Genomic DNA, 20,617 nt, shown 5'->3' on the forward strand with positions numbered 1-20,617 from the left:
TTAATGAAATCATCTGTTATTACATTTCCTGGTTCTAATTGTGATAGAGATATGGATGTAGCTCTTAAAAAATTTGGTTTTAAAAATAAAATGGTTTGGCATGACGATGTTGAATTACCTAAGAGTGATTTAGTCGTTTTACCTGGTGGTTTTTCATATGGTGACTATTTAAGATGTGGAAGCATGGCATCTAAGTCTAAAATAATGAAATCTGTCATTAATTATGCAAACTCAGGTGGAATGGTGATGGGGATATGTAATGGTTTTCAAATTTTAGTTGAAGCAGGTTTAGTTCCAGGCGTTTTATTAAGAAACAAATACTTAGAATTTATTTGTAAAAATGTATTTGTTAAAATTAATAATAAACAAAATACTTACTTTAAAAATATTGATAATGATGTTTTAGAGTTTCACATTGCACATAATGAAGGGAACTTTTTCTGTACGAAAGACCAATTAAAAGAAATTGAAGATAATGAACAAGTGGCAATCAATTACTGCAATAAAGAGGGTAAAATTGAAGAACAGTTTAATCCTAATGGATCAGTTAAAAATATTGCAGGTATCTTTAATCAAGAAAAAAATGTTTTAGGAATGATGCCCCACCCTGAAAGAATGATTGACCCTTCCCTATCCGGTGAAGATGGGTCTCATTTTTTTAATAATTTAATTAATAATTTAAAATGATCGTAAACGAACAAGTAGCTATTGATCATGGTCTTAAAAAAGATGAGTATGCTAAAATTTGTGAACTGCTAAAGCGTACACCTAATATTACTGAACTAGGTATCTTTTCAGCAATGTGGAATGAACATTGTTCTTATAAATCTTCAAGACTTCATTTAAAAACACTACCAACTAAAGGAAAGCAAGTTATTCAAGGACCAGGAGAAAATGCTGGTGTAGTTGATATTGGTGACAATGATGCAATCGTATTTAAAATTGAAAGCCACAATCACCCTTCCTTTATTGAGCCCTATCAAGGTGCTGCTACTGGTGTCGGTGGTATTATGAGAGATGTATTTACGATGGGAGCGCGACCTATTGCAAATTTAAATTCTATTCATTTTGGCTCACCTCAACATAAAAAAACTAAAAATTTACTTAGAGGTGTTGTTCACGGTATTGGTGGTTATGGGAACTGCATGGGTGTTCCAACAATTGCAGGTCAAACAAACTTTGATAGCTCATATAATGGAAATATTTTGGTGAATGCCATGACTTTAGGGCTAGTTAAAAAAGACAAGATTTTCTACTCAAAAGCAGCAGGATTAAACAAGCCTGTTATTTATGTAGGATCTAAAACAGGACGAGATGGAATTCATGGTGCAAGTATGGCGTCAGCTAGTTTTGATGAAAAAATAGAAGAAAAAAAACCAACCGTTCAAGTCGGTGATCCATTTACTGAAAAACTTTTACTTGAAGCTTGCTTGGAGTTAATGGCAGGAGATTCAATAATAGCTATTCAGGACATGGGTGCAGCAGGACTTACATCATCAAGTATTGAAATGGCTTCAAAAGGAAATCTTGGAATAGAAATTAATTTAGATAAAGTTCCGTGCAGAGAAGCAAAGATGACCCCTTATGAAATTATGCTCTCAGAAAGCCAAGAAAGAATGTTAATTGTTCTAGAAAATGGGAAAGAAGATCAAGCTAAAAAGATATTTGACAAATGGAACTTGGATTTTGCAGTAATTGGTAAAACAACTAAATCTAAAAAAATTGAACTGTTTTTTGATAACGAGCAAGTTGCAGATATTCCAGTGAATACATTAGTTGAAAATTCACCCATGTATGACCGTAAATGGAAAAAAGCAAAACTTCCTAAAAAAAATAAAATTAAAAAAGAAGATCTTAAGAATTTAAAAATTATAGATGTATTAAAAAAAGTTTTAGCTAAACCAAATGTTTGTAGTAAAGAATGGATCTGGCAACAGTACGATCACACAGTTATGGGTGATACTATTCAAAAACCTGGGGGAGACTCTGGAGTTGTTAGAGTTCATGGAACAAATAAAGCAGTTGCAGCATCAGTAGATTCATCTGCCGTATATTGTTGGGCACATCCTCTAACGGGTGGAAAACAAATTGTTTGTGAAAGTTTTAGAAACCTAATTTCTGTAGGTGCAAAGCCTATAGCTATTACAAATTGCCTAAACTTCGGTAGTCCTGAGAATGAAGAAAACATGGGTGAGTTTGTGGAGTGTGTTCAAGGTATTGGTGAAGCAGCTGAATATTTAAAATTTCCAGTCGTTTCTGGAAATGTATCTTTTTACAATCAAACAAAAGAAGAAGGAATTAAACCTACTCCATCTATTGGTGGTGTTGGGTTAATCAAAGATTATAATAAAATGATTACAATGGACTTCAAAGAAGTTGATAATATTGTTTTAGTTATTGGCAAAACTGAAGGGCATATTGACCAAAGTTTGTTTGCAAGAAATATTTTAGATGAAAAAAATGGTCCTCCACCAGAAATCAATCTATTTAATGAAAAAAATAATGGTGAAACATTATTAAAGTTAATTGAAGATGGTCATATTAAAAGTGCTCACGATGTATCCATTGGAGGAATAATTACTGCAGTTTCAAAAATGTGTATTAAAGGAAACAAAGGAATCAATCTTAAAAAACCAAAATATTTAATCAATGAAATTGAATATTATTTTAGTGAAGATCAGAGCAGATACATAATAGAAGTCAGTAAAGATAGTCTTAAAAAAGTGAGTGATGTTTTAAACAATAATGCTGTACATTTTGATGAACTTGGAACAATAAACGAAGATCAATTGTTTATTAATGAAAAGACAAAAGTAACAATTGACGAATTGAGAGCATCTAATACAAGTTGGTTAATAAATTATATGAGTAAATAATGGCAATGGATTTAAAAGAAATTGAGAGTTTAATCAAAGAAGCTTTGGCTGATGCTACAGTTGAAATTCAAGATTTAGCTGGTGATGGAAATCATTATTCAGCAACCGTAACCTCTGCTCAATTTTCAGGTAAAAGCAAAATTGAACAACACAAAATGGTATATAATTCTTTAAAGGGTAAAATGGGAAATGAATTACATGCTTTAGCAATTAAAACAAAGGAGCAATAATGGATGACAATACAAAAAACACAATTCAAAATCATATAGACACTAAAGAAGTATGTTTATTCATGAAAGGAACACCTGATGCTCCTCAGTGTGGTTTTTCAATGGCTGTCACAAATATGTTAAAACTTCTTGAAGTAAACTTTCAAAGTGTAAATGTTTTAGAAGATCAAAATATTAGGGAAGGTATAAAAACTTTTAGTGACTGGCCTACTATCCCGCAACTTTATATTCAAAAAGAATTTGTTGGTGGCTGTGATATCGTAAAAGAAATGTACGAAACTGGTGAATTAGCAAAATTACTTGAGACTAAAGGAATAAGTTTTAAAGCTAAAAATTAATTATTATCTAGAGTAATATTCAATTACTAAATTTGGTTCCATCACAATTGGATAAGGAACTTCTTCAAACTTAGGTACTCTCACAAATTTAACTTTTTTGTTTTTCTCATCCATTTGAATGTATTCTGGTGTCTCTCTTTCTTTACTAGCTAAAGCAATATCAATAATTGCTAATTGCTTAGATTTATCTCTGATCTCAATTGAGTCTTCTTCTTTAACTATGTAACTACCAATATTAACTTTTTTACCGTTAACTCTTACGTGACCATGGTTAATTAATTGTCTTGAAGAAAAAACTGTTGTTGCAAATTTTGCTCTGTAAATAACTGCATCTAATCTTCTTTCAAGTAAACCGATTAAATTTTCACCAGTATCACCTTTTAGCATAACAGCTTTTTTATAAATATTTCTAAATTGTCTCTCGTTAATGTTACCATAGTAAGCTTTTAATTTTTGCTTAGCTTGTAATTGAGTGCCATAATCAGATAGCTTTCCCTTTCTTCCTTGTCCGTGTTGTCCTGGTCCGTAGTCTCTTTTATTGAAAGGACTCTTTGGTCTTCCCCATAGATTGGCTTTTAATCTTCTATCTACTTTATGTTTAGAGTTTAATCTTTTTGTCATTTGATATTGGGGTTTATAAGCTTACAGGCTATTTTGTCAATCAACGTTTTTTACCCAAACTAGCAAATACACTGGCTAATATACGCGTTTCTTTGGCTGATAATTCCATTCTATAGAAAATATTTCTAAGATTTTCTAGCATAATAGGTTTCTTCTCCTTTGGTTTGAAAAAATTGATGCCATCTAAGTTTTGAATGCATAAATTGGTCATTGAATGTATCTCTTTTTTAGAGGAAGCTTTAACCTTTTTAGATTTTTTAAAATTGGAAGTCTTAGATTTTATGATGTTTGAGACATACTGAGCAATTATGATTAAGCTATGAGATAAATTTAAGGATTTGAATTCAGGATTAGTTGGAATTTGTAACGTGTAATTTGCATAACTCACTTCATTATTTGACAAACCTGATGCTTCAGATCCAAAAAGAAATGCTACTTTTTTGGTGAAATCAATCTTTTTTAAGTCTTCTAATTGAATATGTTTAATGTTTTTGTTTCTAAATCTAGCAGATGTTGCAATGACATAATCTATATCTTTTATTGCAGGCTCTAAGGTATCAAACACTTTACTCTTATTAATTATATTTTTAGCACCAACAGAAGTTGCTAAAATTTTATCATTAGGAAAAATAGGTTTTGGATCAATAATTGACAGTTTTTGAAAATTAAAGTTCTTCATCCCTCTAGCACATGCACCAATATTTTCTGATAACTGAGGCTTATGTAAAATAAAAGTAATATTATTTGATGACATTATTTATGATTAATCAAAACTTATAGGCTAGCTGGAGCCTTATCCTTAAATAATTTATAATCCAAACTATCAACCAATGCTTTAAATGATGCATCAATTATGTTTGGTGAAACACCTATGGTAAACCAGTTAATACCTTTAGAGTCTGTGCTTTCAATTGAAACTCTAGTTACTGCTTCAGTACCTGTATTTAAAATTCTTACTTTATAATCAACTAGTTTTAAGTCTTTTAAATACTCAGAATATTTAGCAAGTTTATTTACATTTTTTCTAATCGCATTATCAAGTGCATTTACAGGTCCATTCCCCTGTCCTTCACATAATATTTTTTGACCATCAACCTCTAATTGAGCTTTAGCATGAGAAATGATTTCACCAGTGCTGTCTTTTTTAACTGATACATCGTACTCATTAATTAATATGTATCGCGGGATATCGCCTATCAATCTTCTAGCTAATAATTCAAATGAAGCGTCTGCTCCATCATAACTATAACCAATAAATTCTCTGTCTTTAACTTCACTTAAAAGTTTTTTAATTTTTGGATCATTTTTTTCGATTAGGATGCCAATAGATTTTAATCTAGACATTATGTTTGATTGACCAGCTTGGTCTGAAACAACAATGTTTCTTGAGTTTCCTACTTCCTCAGGTTCAATATGTTCATAAGTTTTTGGATTTTTTTGAACTGCAGAAACATGCATTCCACCTTTGTGTGAAAAGGCAGAAGCTCCCACATAAGGCAAATGTTTGTTAGGTTTTCTATTTAATAATTCATCCAATAATCTTGAACATTGAGTTAGATTTTTTAAATTTTCTCGTTTGATATTAAGTTCAAATTTATCATTAAAATCCTTCTTTAAAAAAAATGAAGGAATTAAAGACATTAAATTGGCATTACCACATCTCTCTCCTAATCCATTGATAGTACCTTGGATTTGTCTGACCCCTGCTTGAACAGCAGCCAAACTATTGGCTACAGCATTTTCAGTGTCGTTATGAGCATGAATACCTAAATTATCACCTGGAATATGTTTTGTAACTTCGGATACAATTTTTGATACTTCGTGTGGAAGAGTTCCGCCATTCGTATCACACAAAACAATCCATCTAGCACCTTGATCAAACGCTGTCTTAAGGCACTTTAATGCGTAATCAGGATTTGATTTATATCCATCAAAAAAATGTTCTGCATCAAACATAAATTCTTTACCTGAGCTGACTATATGTTTTGCACTTTGACTAATATTATCTAAATTTTCTTCATTAGTGATACCAAGTGCTACATCAACTTGAAAATCCCAGGATTTTCCAAACAAACAAACTGAAGAACTTTTTGAATTAATTAGTGAAGATAACATTGGGTCATTTTCCGCACTATGCTCTGATTTTTTGGTCATACCAAATGCAGTTAATTTAGCATTTTTAAAACCATGATCTTTATTAAAAAATTCAGTATCTGTTGGATTGGCTCCTGGCCAACCACCCTCAATGTAATCAACTCCTAAGTTATCAAGTGAATTTGATATTTTTTCTTTATCATCAATTGAAAAATCGACACCTTGAGTTTGAGCACCATCTCTTAACGTGGTGTCAAAAATATATAGTTTTTCCTTACTCATTTAAATTTCCAAATTGTTTTACCATCTTTATCTTCTATTAAAACACCTTTGTCTAAAAGGTAGTCTCGAATATTGTCGGCTTCTTTATAATCTTTATCAGCTCTAGCTTTATTTCTAAGTTCTATCTTGCTTTTAATTTCTTCTTCTGAAATATCTGATTTATTTTTTTTATAATTTAACCACACCTCTTTGGTTTCTTGAAGCAAGCCTATGAAGTTACAAGCTGAATTAAATATTTGTTTGTCTTCATCATTTCCTTTATTAGCTTTTTCATAAAGTTTATGTAAATTTGCAATATAACCAGGTGTATTTATATCGTCATACAAAGGTTGGATAATTTCGTCATTAACATCTTTATTTGACGACATGTAAACATTATACCATTTATCAATCGTATTTTGACAATCCTCTAATAGTTTATCATTCCAATCCAATGGCTGTTTGTAGTGCGCGCTAATTAAAGCCAACCTTAAAACTTGACCACTAACCTTTTTTCTAAAATCTTTTATTTTTAATATATTTCCTTGAGATTTTGCCATTTTTTCATTGGACATAGTGATAAAAGCATTATGCAGCCAATAATTTGCAAAAACCTTAGTGTCATTTACACATCTTGATTGAGCTATTTCATTTTCATGATGTGGAAAAATTAAATCTATTCCTCCTCCATGTATATCAAATTCATTACCTAGAAATTTCTTAGACATTGCTGAACATTCTAAATGCCAACCTGGTCTCCCTTTTCCCCATGGAGAGTCCCAAGATGGTTCATTTTCTAAAGAAGGTTTCCATAACACAAAATCTTCAGAGCTCTTTTTGTTGTCACTTACTTCAACTCTTGATCCCGCAATTAAATCCTCTAACTTTTTGTTAGATAATTTTCCATAGTCTTTAAACTTTTTAACTTCAAAATAAACATGCTTATTATTTTCATAAGCAAAATCTTTTTTGATTAATTCAGAAATCATCTTAATCATTAAATCTATATGTTCTGTGGCTTTAGGTTGTTCCGTTGGGTTCTCACAATTTAGATAATTACAATCTTCGTCAAAACTTTTAATTATAGTTTCAGTTAAATCTGAGATAGATATTTTCTTATCATTTGATGATTTAATTATCTTATCATCAACATCTGTAATATTTCTTACATAAGTCACTGAAGAAAATTTACTCTTGAGTATTTTGAAAAGAATATCAAAGATAACTATAGGTCTAGCATTACCGATATGGGGGTCATCATAAACTGTAGGGCCACAAACATACATGCCTACGTTTTTTTCATCTATTGGAAAAAATTTTTCTTTTTTGTTACTTAAATTGTTTGTTAAAAAAATATCTTTATTCATTATTTTAGAAATATACTTAATTTATAGATTTGTGAATCTATTTGATTAATTTGGAATTTTGCAAACTGGAATGGGCTCCATTTTATGCAAATTTTGTTTTCTTATTGTTTCGTATTTAGCTCTATTAGGTGAGTTTGGGTTATCCATAGCTTCTTCTAATTCATGATATTTTAAACCAAGTTGGCCTTCATCTGTTCTACCATCATCCCATAGTCCATCTGTAGGAGCTACCTCAATTATCTCTTCCAAAATTCCAAGTTCTTTTCCTATCTCCCAAACTTCTGTTTTATTACAATCCGCTATTGGAGAAATATCAACTCCACCATCACCATACTTTGTATAAAACCCAACACCAAAATCTTCTATCTTATTTCCCGTGCCAACAACTATACCTTTGTTTGCTGCAGCTACTTGATAAAGAGTAGTCATTCTTAATCTTGCTCTAGAATTTGCCATTCCATGTTCATTATCAAATTGAGATAAAGTGGAGGAAAAAGCAGAAAATAATTCATCTAGGTTCACTGTGTGTGCTTCAACATTATCAAATTTCTTAACCAACCACTCTTGATGTTTTAAGCTTAAATCATGTTGCTGAGATTTTTGTTTAATTGGCATTGATAATACAATTGTTTTTAATCCAGTCATTGCACTTAAGGTGCTTGAAACAGAAGAGTCTATCCCACCAGAGATCCCAATAACCAATGATTGTGCCTTACTTGGCATATTGTTGGCATATTCTTTTATCCAATTAGATATAAAATTTACTTTTTCTGAGGAATTCATAATCTTAAAATATTATTAGTTGGTATCTTTTACAATGTTTTAAGATGCCGCTCTGTCTGCATTTTTAGAATATGAGCTATTCTTTTTAATCTCATCAGAAATTAAAAAAGCTAATTCTAAGGCTTGATTTGCATTAAGTCTCGGGTCGCAATGAGTGTGATATCTAGATGATAAATCTTTTTCTGATATTTTTTGAGCTCCACCAATACATTCGGTTACATTTTGACCAGTCATTTCTATATGCAAGCCTCCCGCATAACTTCCTTCGCTTTGATGGCAAGCAAATACATTTTTAACTTCATTTAAAACACTATTAAAAGGTCTTGTCTTAAATCCTGTTGTAGCTTTAACCGTGTTACCATGACAAGGATCACATGACCAAATTACATTTAAACCCTCTTTTTTAATTGCTCTTATTAATTTAGGTAAATGTTTTGAAACGTTATCTGCACCAAATCTTGATATTAATGTAATTTTTCCTTTTTCATTACTTGGATTAATTTTATTACAAAGATTTATCAAATCTTCCGGTTTTAAAGTTGGTCCACATTTAATTCCAATTGGATTTTCAATTCCTCTACAAAATTCAACGTGTCCACCATCAAGTTGTCTAGTTCTATCTCCAATCCAAACGAAATGAGCTGAGGTGTCATGATTTTCTCCGGTCGTAGAGTCTGTTCTGGTCATTGTTTCTTCAAAAGGTAATAACAAAGCTTCATGAGAAGTCCAAAAATTAACTGTCTTTAATCTTCTGTTAAAATCTGAATTAATTCCACAAGCATCCATAAAAGCTAGTGCATCAGCTATTCTATCTTCTAAATCTTTAAATCTCTTTAGCGTTGGACTATTTTTAATAAATCCTAAGTTCCAATTATGAACATTTTGAAGATCAGCAAAACCACCATGGCAGAAAGCTCTAATAAGGTTTAATGTTGCAGCTGATTGAGAGTAAGCTTTAAATAATCTTTTTGGATCAGGAACTCTTGATTTTTCATTAAATTCCATACCATTAATATTATCACCTAAATAACTTGGAAGTTCCAAACCATCTTTAGACTCAACTGGTGAACTTCTGGGTTTTGAAAATTGACCAGCTATTCTTCCAACTTTTACAACTGGCAAAGATGCTGAGTAAGTTAAAACTAATGACATTTGTAACATTAGTTTAAATGTGTCTCTAATGTTATCTGGATTAAATTCTGCAAAACTTTCAGCGCAGTCTCCTCCTTGAAGTAAAAATGCTTTTCCATCCACCACATCAGAAAGTTGATCTTTTAAATGTCTAGTTTCTCCAGCAAAGACTAAAGGTGGAAACGTACTTATCTTATCCAAAACTGTATCCAATTCTTTTTTATTTGGATATTCAGGTATGTGTTTTACTGGATATTTTCTCCAGCTATTTTTTTTCCAATTTTTCATATTCAACTGAGGATTGTTTATCAGAGTTTAAGGTTTATTCAACAGTTACTGATTTAGCTAAGTTTCTAGGCTTATCTATATCGTAACCTTTTTTGAGAGCTGAATAATATGCAAGTTTTTGTAACGGAATAGTTAAAAGAAATGGAAGTAAATCATCATTTGTAGTTTCTACTTCAATTTTTTCCCAGATATTTTCAGATACAATTTCATCTTTGCTTTTATTTGTTATCAATAAAACTTTAGCACCTCTTGCAACAACTTCCTGCATATTTGAAATAGTTTTTTTATAATAGTTGTCTCTCGGGGCTAAAACTACTACTGGCATACCTTCTTCAATTAATGCCAGTGGCCCATGCTTCATTTCTCCAGCAGGATAACCTTCTGCATGAACATATGACAACTCTTTAAGTTTTAATGCACCTTCTAATGCAATTGGGTAAGAGAAACCTCTTCCTAAAAACATTGATCCTTTAGCTTCATTAAATGTTGATGCAATAGCTTGAATATCATTATCTGTCAGTAATGTTTCTTTAATTAATTTTGGTAAATCTTTAAGATCTTTAATTTTTTCTTTGTACTCTTTGTTATCAATTTCATTTCTTAATGATGATAGTTTTAGAGATAGAATATACAAAACAAGTATTTGGCCTAAAAAAGCTTTAGTTGAAGCAACTCCTATTTCAGGACCACAATGAATTGGTAAAACAAAATTTGAATCTCTTGCAATTGAGCTTTCAATTACATTAACAACAGCACAAGTTTTCATTTTATTTTTATTACATAAATCTAAAGCAGCATAGGTGTCAGCTGTTTCTCCTGATTGAGATACAAAAATGTATAAAGTATCATTTTTAAACCTATTTTTTCGATATCTAAACTCAGACGCAATATCAATGTTTACATCTAAATTTGTTAATTCTTCAAACCAATATTTAGCCATTAAACAAGAATGATAAGCAGTACCACAGCCAATAAGCATAATTGATTTAATTTCATCTGTTTTCCATGGGAAATTATAGATATTGATGTCATTATTCATACTATCTACATATTCTTTAATACCTGTTTTCAAAGTTTGAGGCTGTTCTTCAATTTCTTTAGCCATAAAATGTTTAAAATCACCTTTGTCATAATTTTGTTGTTCAGAAGAAAGTTCTAAAACTTTTTTGTTAATCTTTATTCCATCCTCATTAAAGAAATTAACTTCATCTTTTTTGATAAAACAAAATTCACCATCTTCTAAATAAGTTATCTTATTAGTCATTGATTTTAGAGCATAAGAGTCAGATCCAAGATAATTTTCATTAGGACCATATCCAACAGCTAGAGGAGAGCCTCTTCTTGCACCAATTATTAAATCAGGCATATCTTTGGATATAATTCCTAAGGCAAAGCTTCCATGAAGTTGTTTTAAAGTTTTTGTAATTGCATCTTTTAACTCAGATGTTTTTAAATTTTCTGTAATTAAATGCACAATAACCTCTGTATCTGTTTGGGATTTAAATTTATGACCTCTGCTTAATAAATATTTTTTTAGTAATGTAGAATTCTCTATTATTCCGTTATGGACTACTGAAACATTTTCTGATGAGTGTGGGTGAGCATTAATACTATTTGGTACACCATGAGTTGCCCATCTCACATGGCCAATACCTATATTTCCTGAAAGGTTTTTTAAATCAAAATTATTTTCTAAATTTTCAACTCTACCTTCAGATTTAACTTCATTAATGAAACCTTGAGACAATGTTGCGATACCAGCAGAGTCGTAACCTCTATATTCTAATTTTTTAAGAGAGTTAATAATGTTGCTGGATACTGATTTATTGCTAGAAATACCTATTATTCCACACATAATTATTTTCTTTTATAATTTTTTAATTCAGTATGTTTTGCTCTTGTTAAAGCTAAAGATTTTTTTCCTACATTTTTTGTAATTACAGACCCTGCTCCAACTACACTTTGTTTGTCAATTGTAATTGGGGCAACCAATGATGAATTAGATCCTATAAATACATTATCTTTAATTTTTGTTTTACTTTTTTTAACTCCATCATAATTACAAGTAATTGTTCCAGCCCCAATATTTACAGATTTTCCAATTTCACTATCTCCAATATAAGACAAATGATTTACTTTAGATTTTTTTCCAATCGTACTTTTTTTAACTTCAACAAAGTTTCCAATTTTAGATCCTTCTTTTAAAGTGGTATTTGGTCTTATTCGTGCGTAAGGTCCAACTTCAACTTTGTTTTCTATCTTACAAGACTCTAAATGAGAAAATGATTTTATTATAACATTGTTTCCAATCTTTACATTTTTTCCAATAACAACAAAAGGTTCGATAGTTACATTCTTTCCAATTTTAGTATCGTTTGAAAAAAAAATTGTTTCAGACCCCACCATTTTAACACCGCTGTATAAAAATTTATTTCGAAGTTTATTTTGAATTTTTTGTGAATTTAATTCTTTCATTTTTAAATGCTTTATATTAAGAATATAACTTAATTAATTCACATAATATTTCTTTAAAATACTTTTAAAATGAAGCAAAAATTTACAATTTTATTTGACTTAGATGGAACACTTGTTGATACAGCTCCAGATCTAATGCTGGCTCATAATCATGTGATGAGAAAATTTGGCTACCCCACTAAATCCACGGAAGATATTAGAAATTTAGTTGGCAAAGGTGCTGGTGCATTAATTGGAAGATCTATATGGGGACAAGCAAAAAAAGAATTTAGTAAAGTCTTGGATGCAAAAATTAAAGATGAAATGGTTAAAGAATTTGTCAATTTTTATGGAAATAATATTGTAAATGAAAGTACACTCATTAATGGTGTTAAAGAATTTTTAAAATGGTGTAAGGCACAAAATATTTCTATGGCTGTATGCACAAATAAACAAGAACATTTATCAAATGATCTTTTAAAAAAAATTGGAATTTACGACTTTTTTGAATATGTGGCTGGATCAGATACTTTTGATTATTGTAAACCAGATCCAAGGCATCTCACAAATGTAGTAGAAATATTAGATGGAGATCTTAAGAAAACTATAATGATTGGTGATAGTGAAACAGATGCAAATGCAGGTAAGGCAGCTGAAGTACCAGTTATTTTACTAGAAAACGGGTATACAGAAAAAAATACAACTGAAATATATCACAATCACCTTATAAAAGATTTTACTGGTATTGAAAAAATCATAAAAGAATATCTTTAATCATGAGCCAAAAATTTACTGTTTTATTTGATTTAGATGGGACTCTTGTTGATACAGCGCCCGATTTAATTCGTGCACATAATCATGTAATGAAAAAATTTGGTTATCCATCAAAATCTATAAACGAATTAAGGAATGCTGTTGGCAGTGGTGCTAAAGCCATAATGGCTAAAGGTAATGGGAAATGGAAATGGTTTGATGAAAAAATTCAAAATGAAATGTCAGATGAATTTATATCTTTTTATGAAAAAAACATTTTGCATGAGAGCACTCTTCTTAATGGTGTAAAAGAATTTTTAGAGTGGTGTAAAAACCAAAATGTATCAATGGCAGTTTGTACAAATAAAACTGAACATTTAGCAATTGATCTTTTAAAAAAAATTGGAATTTATGACTTTTTTGAATATGTCTCTGGATACAATACTTTCGAATATTGCAAACCAGACCCTAGGCATTTGATTAAAACTATTGAAATTTTAAATGGTGATAAAAACAAATCAATTATGGTTGGTGACAGTGAAACCGATGCAAATGCAGCTAAAGCAGCTGAAATTCCAATGATTTTACTAAAATATGGGTATACAGAAAAAAAATCTGAGGAAATTTATCATAATCACTTAATAAAAGACTTCATTGGTATTGAAAAAATTATAAGTAAATATCTTTAATATTGATTAATTTTTTTTAACTATTAAAACAAAATCACTACTAAGGAGTTATTTTGTTATTACATTCAGTTAAAGTTTACCCGTCTAAAATTAACCTTCCTAAAAAAAAGCAATTAGCTTGGAAAATTGCTGAAATTGCTAGCGATAATGCAAAATTAAATAAAGAAGCAATTGAAATGGTAATCAATAGAATTATTGATAATACATCAGTTGCAATAGCATCATTGAATAGAAGACCTGTGATTTCTTCAAGAGAAATGGCACTTAAACATTCAAGAAAAAATGGTGCAACTTTATTTGGTGTAAATTCTAAACTTAAATTTGATTGTGAATGGGCTGCATGGTCTAATGGAACAGCGGTTAGAGAACTTGATTTTCATGACACTTTTTTAGCAGCTGATTACAGTCATCCAGGAGATAATATTCCACCCCTTCTTGCAGTTGCTCAACAGAATAAAGTAAGTGGAATAGATTTATTGCGTGGAATTATTACAGCTTATGAGGTTCAGGTAAATCTTGTTAAAGGAATTTGTTTACATAAACATAAAGTGGATCATATAGCCCATTTAGGTCCAAGTGTTGCAGCTGGTCTTGGTTCAATGCTTAAACTTAATACTGAAACAATTTACCAAGCAGTACAACAAGCATTGCATACCACTATCTCTACTAGACAATCTAGAAAAGGTGAGATTTCTAGCTGGAAAGCTTACGCTCCAGCTCATGCAGGTAAACTTGCAATTGAAGCAGTAGACAGAGTTATGCGTGGTGAAGGAGCCCCTAGCCCAATTTATGAGGGTGAAGATAGTGTTATTGCGAGAATATTGGATGGGAAAAAAGCTAATTATAAAGTTCCACTTCCTAAAAAAGGAGAGGCTAAAAAAGCAATTCTTGAAACTTATACAAAAGAATATTCAGCCGAGTATCAGTCTCAAGCATTAATTGATTTAGCTAAAAAATTGAAAACTAAGATTTCGAATTTAAATCAGATTAAAAAGATTGATATATTTACAAGTCATCACACTCACTATGTAATAGGAACTGGGGCTAACGATCCTCAAAAAATGGATCCAAACGCAAGCAGAGAAACACTTGATCACTCTATTATGTATATTTTTGCTGTAGCATTAGAAGATGGAGATTGGCATCATGTAAAATCTTACACAAAGGCCAGAGCAAATAAAAAAAGTACTATTAAAATTTGGAAATCAATTACAACTTACGAAGACAAGAAATGGACTAAAAAATATCACGATCCAAATCCAATGAAAAAATCTTTTGGTGCTAAGGTAGTTGTAACTCTAAATAATGGTAAAAAAATTAGTGAACAACTTGATAGAGCAGATGCCCACCCATATGGAGCAAGACCATTTAAAAGACAAAATTATATTAATAAGTTTTTAACACTTACAGGTGGTATTCTTAATAAAAAAGAAAGTGATCGTTTCTTAAAAACTGTTCAAAACTTAAAACTTTTAAGATCAGGTCAATTGGATAAATTAAATATAGAAATTAAAAAAAATGATTTAAAAAGAAATTTAAAAAAAGGAATATTTTAGTGCATTTTGTTGACAAAGAACCAAGTCAAAAAAGAATAGATTTTGTTGATAAATTAAAATCAAATAAAATATTAAGAGTTCCAGGTGCCTATAATCCATTAACAGCCAAACTGATTGAAGAAATAGGTTATGATGCAGTGTATGTTTCTGGTGGAGTAATGGCTAATGATCTTGGCTTTCCAGATATTGGTTTAACAACATTACAAGATGTAAGTACTAGATCTTATTTGATTTCAAGGGTTACTAATTTACCGACTATTGTAGATATAGATACGGGGTTTAAATCTTGCAAAGAAACAATTGAAACGTTTGAAGAGTTTGGGATAACAGCTGTTCATCTTGAGGATCAAGTTGAACGAAAAAGATGTGGGCATCTTGATAATAAAGAATTAATTTCAACAGATGCCATGGTTGATAAAATTAAAGAATGTGTTACTGCAAAAAAAGACAGTAATTTTAAAATAATTGCAAGATCAGATGCAAAAGGAGTTGAGGGAATTGATAAAATGATTGATAGATGTAAAGCATACATTGATGCTGGTGCTGAAATTATCTTTCCAGAGGCCTTGCATGACGAAAAAGATTTTGAAAAAGTTAGAAAAGAACTTTCATGTTATTTATTAGCCAACATGACTGAATTTGGTAAATCAAAACTTTTCAACTACAAAGAATTAGAGAATTTTGGATATAATATAGTGATTTATCCAGTTACTACACAAAGATTAGCAATGAAAAATGTGGAAGATGGCTTAAAAGACATTTATGTGAATGGACATCAGAATAATATTATTGATAAAATGCAAACTAGAAAAAGACTCTATGAGTTAGTTGAGTATGAAAAATATAACTCTCTTGATGAAAAAATTTATAACTTTAGTACGGAAGGACATGAATAATGAGTGATGAAATTAAAAAAGGTTTACTGGGAATAGTGGTTGATGAAACAGAAGTTTCAAAAGTAATGCCAGAAATAAACTCTTTAACTTATAGAGGATATGCTGCTCAAGATTTATGTGAATATTGTAGGTTTGAGGAAGTTGCTTATTTAATTTTAAATAAAGATCTTCCAAATTCAATTCAATTAAAACATTTTGAAAAAGAAGAAAAAAATAACAGAGAGTTATCAAAAAATTTGTATGAGATAATTAAGCATATGCCAAAAAAATCTCACCCAATGGATGTTGCAAGAACAGCCGTTAGTGTGATGGGCTTAGAAGATAAAGAGACATCTGACTCTTCACCAGAGGCAAATATGAGAAAAGCTTTAAGAATTTTTGCAAAAACACCTGCTGCACTAGCTGCTTTTTATAGAATTAGAAGTGGTAAAAAAATTATCAAACCTAAAAAAGAATTAACTTTTGCTGAAAACTTTTTCTACATGTGTTTTGGTAAAGTTCCTCAAAAAGAAATAGTTAAGGCGTTTGATGTATCGTTAATTCTATATGCTGAACATAGTTTTAATGTTTCAACTTTTACCGCAAGAACCATTACTAGTAGTTTATCAGATATTCATGGAGCTATTACAGGAGCTATAGCAAGTTTAAAAGGTCCTCTTCACGGCGGTGCAAATGAAGAAGTAATGCACATGATGAGAAAAATTAAGAAACCTGAAAATGCATTAAAATGGATCAATAATGCTTTAAAAAATAAAGAGGTAGTAATGGGGTTTGGTCACAGAGTTTATAAATCTGGAGACTCAAGAGTTCCAACAATGAGAGAATACTTTGGAAAAGTTGCTAAAATTAAAAAAGATAAAACTTTTGAAAAGATATACGACATTGTTGAAAAAGTGATGATCAAGAAAAAGAATATCCACCCAAATGTTGACTACCCAACAGGTCCCACTTACCATCTAATGGGATTTGATACTGATTTCTTTACGCCAATATTTGTAATTTCAAGAATTACAGGTTGGTCTGCTCACATTATGGAACAGCATGCAGCAAATAAACTTATTCGACCACTTGCTAAGTATAAAGGTAGCAAGCATCGAAAAGTTATGGAATTAAATTATAGATAACCTAATCTAAATCTAAATCACCGCACTGAGTCTTGGTAAAAATACAAGTTGAGTAATGATATGTAGTTTTAACATCTTTAACTACACCTAAGGCAGTGCCTTCGATACTTCCTGTAACTGTATTGCAACCAGTTAATAAAATAAAAATGCTTAATAATAGTTTAAACATTAAACTAGATTAACTAAAAGCCTCTACCCAAGTACCTTGCGTTGATGCTTTAGAATATTCTGTTGCACGACCTTCAAAAAAGTTCATGTGCTCAACAGCATTCAACATTGTGTCTAGCCAAGTTAAAGGATTTTTTTGTACATCATAAATTGGCTCTAGACCTAATTGAGTAAGTCTTCTGTTAGCTATAAATCTAATGTAATCTTTAACTTCTTGAGCAGTTAAACCTTCCATTGGACCCATTTCAAACGCAAGATCTATGAAAGCATCTTCGTGTTCAATAATAGTTCTACATGCTTCATAAAGCTCTTTTTTAAGTTTTGGAGTCCATATTTCTGGGTTCTCATTTATGAATTCTTTAAAAACTCTAATCATAGAATTACAATGGAGAGTTTCATCTCTAACAGACCAAGTAACAATCTGCCCCATTCCCTTCATCTTATTGTGTCTTGGGAAATTTAAAAGAATTGCAAAACTTGCAAACAATTGAAGTCCCTCTGTAAACGCACTAAACACCGCCACTGTTTTTGCGATATCTTCTTTAGAGTTTACATTGAAACCTTGCATGTAATCATATTTATCTTTCATTTCTTTATATTTCATGAAAGCAGAATATTCAGATTCTGGCATTCCAATAGTATCTAACAAATGAGAGTAAGCTGCTACATGGACAGTCTCCATTGATGCAAAAGCTGTCATCATCATTAAAACTTCTGTTGGTTTGAATACTGTTGTGTAATGTCTCAGATAACAATTACTAACCTCAACATCAGCTTGAGTAAAAAATCTAAATATTTGAGTTAATAAATTTTTTTCTGATTGAGTTAAATTTTTTTGCCAATCTCTAACATCATCTCCTAATGGCACTTCTTCCGGTAACCAATGAATTCTTTGTTGTGTTAACCACGCATCATAACACCATGGATATCTAAAAGGTTTGTAAACTGGGTTTTCAACTAATAAACCCATTTTTTTTGGTTGGATTATTTCATTGCTTGGTGTCTTAATTTTTTCTGCTACTGACATGATAGGCACTCCTCGTATTCTGGTTCTTCAGATTTAGTTTGTTTGTTTTTATAAACGTTGGCTAAAACATCTGTTGATTTTGCATCATTGATATTTTCAGCTCTTTGAATTGATTTTGATCTACAGTAATAAAGACTCTTTAAGCCTTTCTTCCAAGCATCAAAATGAATTTTGTGTAACTCTTTTTTATGAACATCAGCTGGTAAAAATAAATTTACTGACTGAGCCTGAGATATAAATGGAGTTCTATCTCCACTTAATTCAATAATCCACTTCTGATTTAGTTCAAATGCAGTTTTAAAAACATCTTTTTCCAGATCAGTTAAAAAATCTAAATGAGATACGGAACCTTGATTTGTTGTGATCGTAGACCAAGTTTCATCATCATTTTTTCCATGCCCTTCAAGGATTTCTTCTAAATATCTATTTCTAACATTGAATGAACCTGACAAAGTTTTATGGGTATAACTGTTAGCTGCAATCGGCTCTACCCCTGGTGATGCTCCACCACAAATAATTGAGATTGAAGCAGTTGGTGCAATTGCTGTTTTATTTGAAAATCTCTCTTGATATCCATACTCCGCAGCATCAGGACAAGCCCCTCTTTCTTCTGCTAAATCTTTTGAAGCTTTATTAACTTGTTCATCAATTTGTTTAAATATTTTTTTATTCCAAGATTTTGCCATCACCGACTCAAGTGGAATTCTATTTTTTTGTAAAAAAGAATGAAAGCCCATTACACCTAATCCAACACTTCTTTCTCTTTCTGCAGAATATTTTGCATCTTTAAATTGATCAGGAGCTTTTTTTATAAAATCACTTAGAACATTATCTAAAAATCTCATTACATCACTGATCATGTCTGGATCATCTTTCCACTCTTCGTACTTTTCTAAGTTTAGTGAAGATAAACAACATACAGCGGTTCTATCTCTCCCATCTTTATCAATTCCAGTAGGTAAAGTTATTTCACTACATAGATTTGATGTCTTAACCGTTAAGTTAGCAAGTTTGTGATGCTGTGGAATTAATCTATTCACTGTATCGATATAAATTATATAAGGCTCACCTGTTTCAATTCTTGCAGTTAATAATCTTATCCATAAATTTCTTGCAGAAATTGTTTGTTGAACAGTACCGTCTGCAGGACTTTTTAATCCCCACTGCTCATCATTTTCTACAGCTCTCATAAATGCATCTGAAAGTAAAACACCGTGGTGTAAATTTAATGCTTTTCTATTTGGATCTCCACCTGTAGGTCTTCTCATTTCAATAAATTCTTCAATTTCAGGATGGTCGACTGGCAAATAACAAGCAGCTGATCCTCTTCTTAAAGAACCTTGACTAATTGCCATTGTTAAAGAATCCATAACTTTTATAAAAGGAATTATTCCAGAGGTTTTTCCAACCTTACCAATTTTTTCACCGATAGATCTAAGATTACCCCAGTAACTTCCTATACCACCACCTTTTGCAGCTAACCAAACGTTTTCACTCCAAAGATCAAGAATTCCTCCCAAACTATCTGATGCCTCATTTAAAAAACATGAAATAGGCAATCCTCTTTTAGTTCCACCGTTTGACAGAACAGGTGTTGCTGGCATAAACCAAAGGTTGCTAATGTAATTATAAATTCTTTGTGCATGTAAATTATCATCAGCATATGAGCTTGCAACACGGGCGAATAAATCTTGAAAAGATTCGTTATGACCAAGATATCTGTCTTTCAATGTTGCCTTGCCAAAGTCTGTTAAATTTGCATCTTTAGATCGATCGATCTTAATTATAATTCCCTTATCATTTTGAAAAAGTTCAGTTTCGGTACTTAATGAAAAAAGATCAGGTCTATTTCCTTTTGATACTTCTTTTACTTCTGGGCTATATTCAGAGACAGCTTTCTTTAGGGCCTGTGATAGAATCTTATTCATAATTATTACTATATTTTGTTATTGTGACGAAAA

20 protein-coding genes are annotated in these 20,617 nt (G+C 31.0%); 9 read left to right on the forward strand and 11 right to left on the reverse strand.

Annotated features, from left to right (window positions below):
- Positions 1-3 precede the first annotated feature (3 nt).
- Genes purQ through grxD form a run of 4 tightly spaced genes read left to right on the forward strand, consistent with a single transcriptional unit; the run spans position 4 to position 3,444 of the window.
- Entirely contained in the window at positions 4-687 is a 684-nt protein-coding gene (purQ, locus tag ACIJYC_RS03915) for a phosphoribosylformylglycinamidine synthase I (RefSeq protein WP_435164579.1), read from the forward strand.
- Positions 684-2,876: a phosphoribosylformylglycinamidine synthase subunit PurL gene (gene purL / locus ACIJYC_RS03920; RefSeq protein WP_435164582.1), complete on the forward strand. Its 2,193-nt coding sequence runs from the start codon at positions 684-686 to the stop codon at positions 2,874-2,876. The genes purQ and purL overlap by 4 nt, the downstream gene beginning before the upstream one ends.
- Positions 2,876-3,106, forward strand: a complete 231-nt coding sequence (locus ACIJYC_RS03925; RefSeq protein ID WP_435091018.1) for a BolA/IbaG family iron-sulfur metabolism protein — start codon at positions 2,876-2,878, stop codon at positions 3,104-3,106. The genes purL and ACIJYC_RS03925 overlap by 1 nt, the downstream gene beginning before the upstream one ends.
- Complete coding sequence (gene grxD / locus ACIJYC_RS03930; protein WP_271493563.1) at positions 3,106-3,444, forward strand: Grx4 family monothiol glutaredoxin; 339 nt, start codon at positions 3,106-3,108, stop codon at positions 3,442-3,444. The genes ACIJYC_RS03925 and grxD overlap by 1 nt, the downstream gene beginning before the upstream one ends.
- Positions 3,445-3,447: 3 nt before the next feature.
- Here the strand turns inward: grxD and rpsD are convergent, their stop codons facing one another.
- From rpsD to ACIJYC_RS03970, 8 genes are read right to left on the reverse strand one after another with little or no spacing between them, the layout of a single operon-like run.
- Positions 3,448-4,065: a 30S ribosomal protein S4 gene (gene rpsD / locus ACIJYC_RS03935; protein ID WP_435086855.1), complete on the reverse strand. Its 618-nt coding sequence runs from the start codon at positions 4,063-4,065 to the stop codon at positions 3,448-3,450.
- A gap of 40 nt (positions 4,066-4,105) precedes the next feature.
- Positions 4,106-4,819: an RNA methyltransferase gene (locus ACIJYC_RS03940; RefSeq protein WP_435164586.1), complete on the reverse strand. Its 714-nt coding sequence runs from the start codon at positions 4,817-4,819 to the stop codon at positions 4,106-4,108.
- Positions 4,820-4,839: 20 nt separating this feature from the next.
- Positions 4,840-6,441 (reverse strand): citramalate synthase, encoded by a 1,602-nt coding sequence (gene cimA / locus ACIJYC_RS03945; protein ID WP_435164588.1) that lies wholly within the window; start codon positions 6,439-6,441, stop codon positions 4,840-4,842.
- Positions 6,438-7,787 carry a cysteine--tRNA ligase gene (cysS, locus tag ACIJYC_RS03950; protein ID WP_435164591.1) on the reverse strand — a complete coding sequence of 450 codons (1,350 nt, stop codon included), beginning with the start codon at positions 7,785-7,787 and terminating at the stop codon, positions 6,438-6,440. Before cysS ends, cimA begins: the two co-directional genes overlap by 4 nt.
- A gap of 45 nt (positions 7,788-7,832) precedes the next feature.
- Positions 7,833-8,570 carry an NAD(+) synthase gene (gene nadE, locus ACIJYC_RS03955; protein WP_435164594.1) on the reverse strand — a complete coding sequence of 246 codons (738 nt, stop codon included), beginning with the start codon at positions 8,568-8,570 and terminating at the stop codon, positions 7,833-7,835.
- Positions 8,571-8,609: 39 nt separating this feature from the next.
- A complete protein-coding gene (locus ACIJYC_RS03960) occupies positions 8,610-9,989 on the reverse strand; it encodes a class II 3-deoxy-7-phosphoheptulonate synthase (protein ID WP_435164597.1) in 1,380 nt (459 codons plus the stop codon).
- A 34-nt stretch (positions 9,990-10,023) separates the two neighbouring features.
- Positions 10,024-11,844 carry a glutamine--fructose-6-phosphate transaminase (isomerizing) gene (glmS, locus tag ACIJYC_RS03965; RefSeq protein WP_435164599.1) on the reverse strand — a complete coding sequence of 607 codons (1,821 nt, stop codon included), beginning with the start codon at positions 11,842-11,844 and terminating at the stop codon, positions 10,024-10,026.
- Positions 11,845-11,846: 2 nt separating this feature from the next.
- Positions 11,847-12,464 (reverse strand): DapH/DapD/GlmU-related protein, encoded by a 618-nt coding sequence (locus ACIJYC_RS03970; protein ID WP_435164602.1) that lies wholly within the window; start codon positions 12,462-12,464, stop codon positions 11,847-11,849.
- 69 nt (positions 12,465-12,533) lie between these two features.
- Between ACIJYC_RS03970 and ACIJYC_RS03975 the strand changes: the two genes are divergently transcribed.
- The 5 genes from ACIJYC_RS03975 to ACIJYC_RS03995 are packed head-to-tail and all read left to right on the forward strand — an operon-like array spanning position 12,534 to position 17,461.
- On the forward strand, positions 12,534-13,217 hold the full coding sequence (locus ACIJYC_RS03975) for an HAD-IA family hydrolase (RefSeq protein WP_435164604.1): 684 nt from the start codon (positions 12,534-12,536) through the stop codon (positions 13,215-13,217).
- A gap of 2 nt (positions 13,218-13,219) precedes the next feature.
- Positions 13,220-13,885: an HAD family hydrolase gene (locus ACIJYC_RS03980; protein ID WP_435164607.1), complete on the forward strand. Its 666-nt coding sequence runs from the start codon at positions 13,220-13,222 to the stop codon at positions 13,883-13,885.
- 53 nt (positions 13,886-13,938) lie between these two features.
- Complete coding sequence (locus ACIJYC_RS03985) at positions 13,939-15,441, forward strand: MmgE/PrpD family protein (protein ID WP_435164610.1); 1,503 nt, start codon at positions 13,939-13,941, stop codon at positions 15,439-15,441.
- Positions 15,441-16,337: a methylisocitrate lyase gene (gene prpB / locus ACIJYC_RS03990; RefSeq protein ID WP_435164612.1), complete on the forward strand. Its 897-nt coding sequence runs from the start codon at positions 15,441-15,443 to the stop codon at positions 16,335-16,337. Before ACIJYC_RS03985 ends, prpB begins: the two co-directional genes overlap by 1 nt.
- The gene (locus ACIJYC_RS03995; protein WP_435164614.1) at positions 16,337-17,461 is read left to right on the forward strand and encodes a bifunctional 2-methylcitrate synthase/citrate synthase; all 1,125 of its coding nucleotides are present in this window, start codon (positions 16,337-16,339) and stop codon (positions 17,459-17,461) included. Before prpB ends, ACIJYC_RS03995 begins: the two co-directional genes overlap by 1 nt.
- Before the next feature lies 1 nt (position 17,462).
- On the opposite strand, the gene ACIJYC_RS04000 is transcribed toward ACIJYC_RS03995, so the two are convergent.
- The 3 genes from ACIJYC_RS04000 to ACIJYC_RS04010 are packed head-to-tail and all read right to left on the reverse strand — an operon-like array spanning position 17,463 to position 20,584.
- Complete coding sequence (locus tag ACIJYC_RS04000) at positions 17,463-17,630, reverse strand: hypothetical protein (protein WP_435164616.1); 168 nt, start codon at positions 17,628-17,630, stop codon at positions 17,463-17,465.
- Between the two features lie 9 nt (positions 17,631-17,639).
- Positions 17,640-18,656, reverse strand: coding sequence for a ribonucleotide-diphosphate reductase subunit beta (locus tag ACIJYC_RS04005; RefSeq protein ID WP_435088893.1), 1,017 nt, complete (start codon positions 18,654-18,656; stop codon positions 17,640-17,642).
- Positions 18,647-20,584, reverse strand: coding sequence for a ribonucleoside-diphosphate reductase subunit alpha (locus ACIJYC_RS04010; protein ID WP_435164619.1), 1,938 nt, complete (start codon positions 20,582-20,584; stop codon positions 18,647-18,649). The genes ACIJYC_RS04005 and ACIJYC_RS04010 overlap by 10 nt, the downstream gene beginning before the upstream one ends.
- Positions 20,585-20,617 lie beyond the last annotated feature (33 nt).

It is taken from the genome of Candidatus Pelagibacter bacterium nBUS_28 (genome assembly GCF_051200915.1).
Taxonomy (GTDB): domain Bacteria; phylum Pseudomonadota; class Alphaproteobacteria; order Pelagibacterales; family Pelagibacteraceae; genus Pelagibacter.

Bases quoted from the DNA above. Each gene is read 5' to 3' on its own strand.
- ACIJYC_RS03970 (WP_435164602.1), bottom strand. From the start codon at position 12,464: ATGAAAGAATTAAATTCACAAAAAATTCAAAATAAACTTCGAAATAAA.
- ACIJYC_RS03995 (WP_435164614.1), top strand. From the start codon at position 16,337: ATGAGTGATGAAATTAAAAAAGGTTTACTGGGAATAGTGGTTGATGAA.
- grxD (WP_271493563.1), top strand. From the start codon at position 3,106: ATGGATGACAATACAAAAAACACAATTCAAAATCATATAGACACTAAA.
- ACIJYC_RS03975 (WP_435164604.1), top strand. From the start codon at position 12,534: ATGAAGCAAAAATTTACAATTTTATTTGACTTAGATGGAACACTTGTT.
- purL (WP_435164582.1), top strand. From the start codon at position 684: ATGATCGTAAACGAACAAGTAGCTATTGATCATGGTCTTAAAAAAGAT.
- ACIJYC_RS04000 (WP_435164616.1), bottom strand. From the start codon at position 17,630: ATGTTTAAACTATTATTAAGCATTTTTATTTTATTAACTGGTTGCAAT.
- nadE (WP_435164594.1), bottom strand. From the start codon at position 8,570: ATGAATTCCTCAGAAAAAGTAAATTTTATATCTAATTGGATAAAAGAA.
- cimA (WP_435164588.1), bottom strand. From the start codon at position 6,441: ATGAGTAAGGAAAAACTATATATTTTTGACACCACGTTAAGAGATGGT.
- ACIJYC_RS04010 (WP_435164619.1), bottom strand. From the start codon at position 20,584: ATGAATAAGATTCTATCACAGGCCCTAAAGAAAGCTGTCTCTGAATAT.
- purQ (WP_435164579.1), top strand. From the start codon at position 4: ATGAAATCATCTGTTATTACATTTCCTGGTTCTAATTGTGATAGAGAT.
- ACIJYC_RS03940 (WP_435164586.1), bottom strand. From the start codon at position 4,819: ATGTCATCAAATAATATTACTTTTATTTTACATAAGCCTCAGTTATCA.
- cysS (WP_435164591.1), bottom strand. From the start codon at position 7,787: ATGAATAAAGATATTTTTTTAACAAACAATTTAAGTAACAAAAAAGAA.
- ACIJYC_RS04005 (WP_435088893.1), bottom strand. From the start codon at position 18,656: ATGTCAGTAGCAGAAAAAATTAAGACACCAAGCAATGAAATAATCCAA.
- glmS (WP_435164599.1), bottom strand. From the start codon at position 11,844: ATGTGTGGAATAATAGGTATTTCTAGCAATAAATCAGTATCCAGCAAC.
- ACIJYC_RS03980 (WP_435164607.1), top strand. From the start codon at position 13,220: ATGAGCCAAAAATTTACTGTTTTATTTGATTTAGATGGGACTCTTGTT.
- ACIJYC_RS03960 (WP_435164597.1), bottom strand. From the start codon at position 9,989: ATGAAAAATTGGAAAAAAAATAGCTGGAGAAAATATCCAGTAAAACAC.
- ACIJYC_RS03925 (WP_435091018.1), top strand. From the start codon at position 2,876: ATGGCAATGGATTTAAAAGAAATTGAGAGTTTAATCAAAGAAGCTTTG.
- rpsD (WP_435086855.1), bottom strand. From the start codon at position 4,065: ATGACAAAAAGATTAAACTCTAAACATAAAGTAGATAGAAGATTAAAA.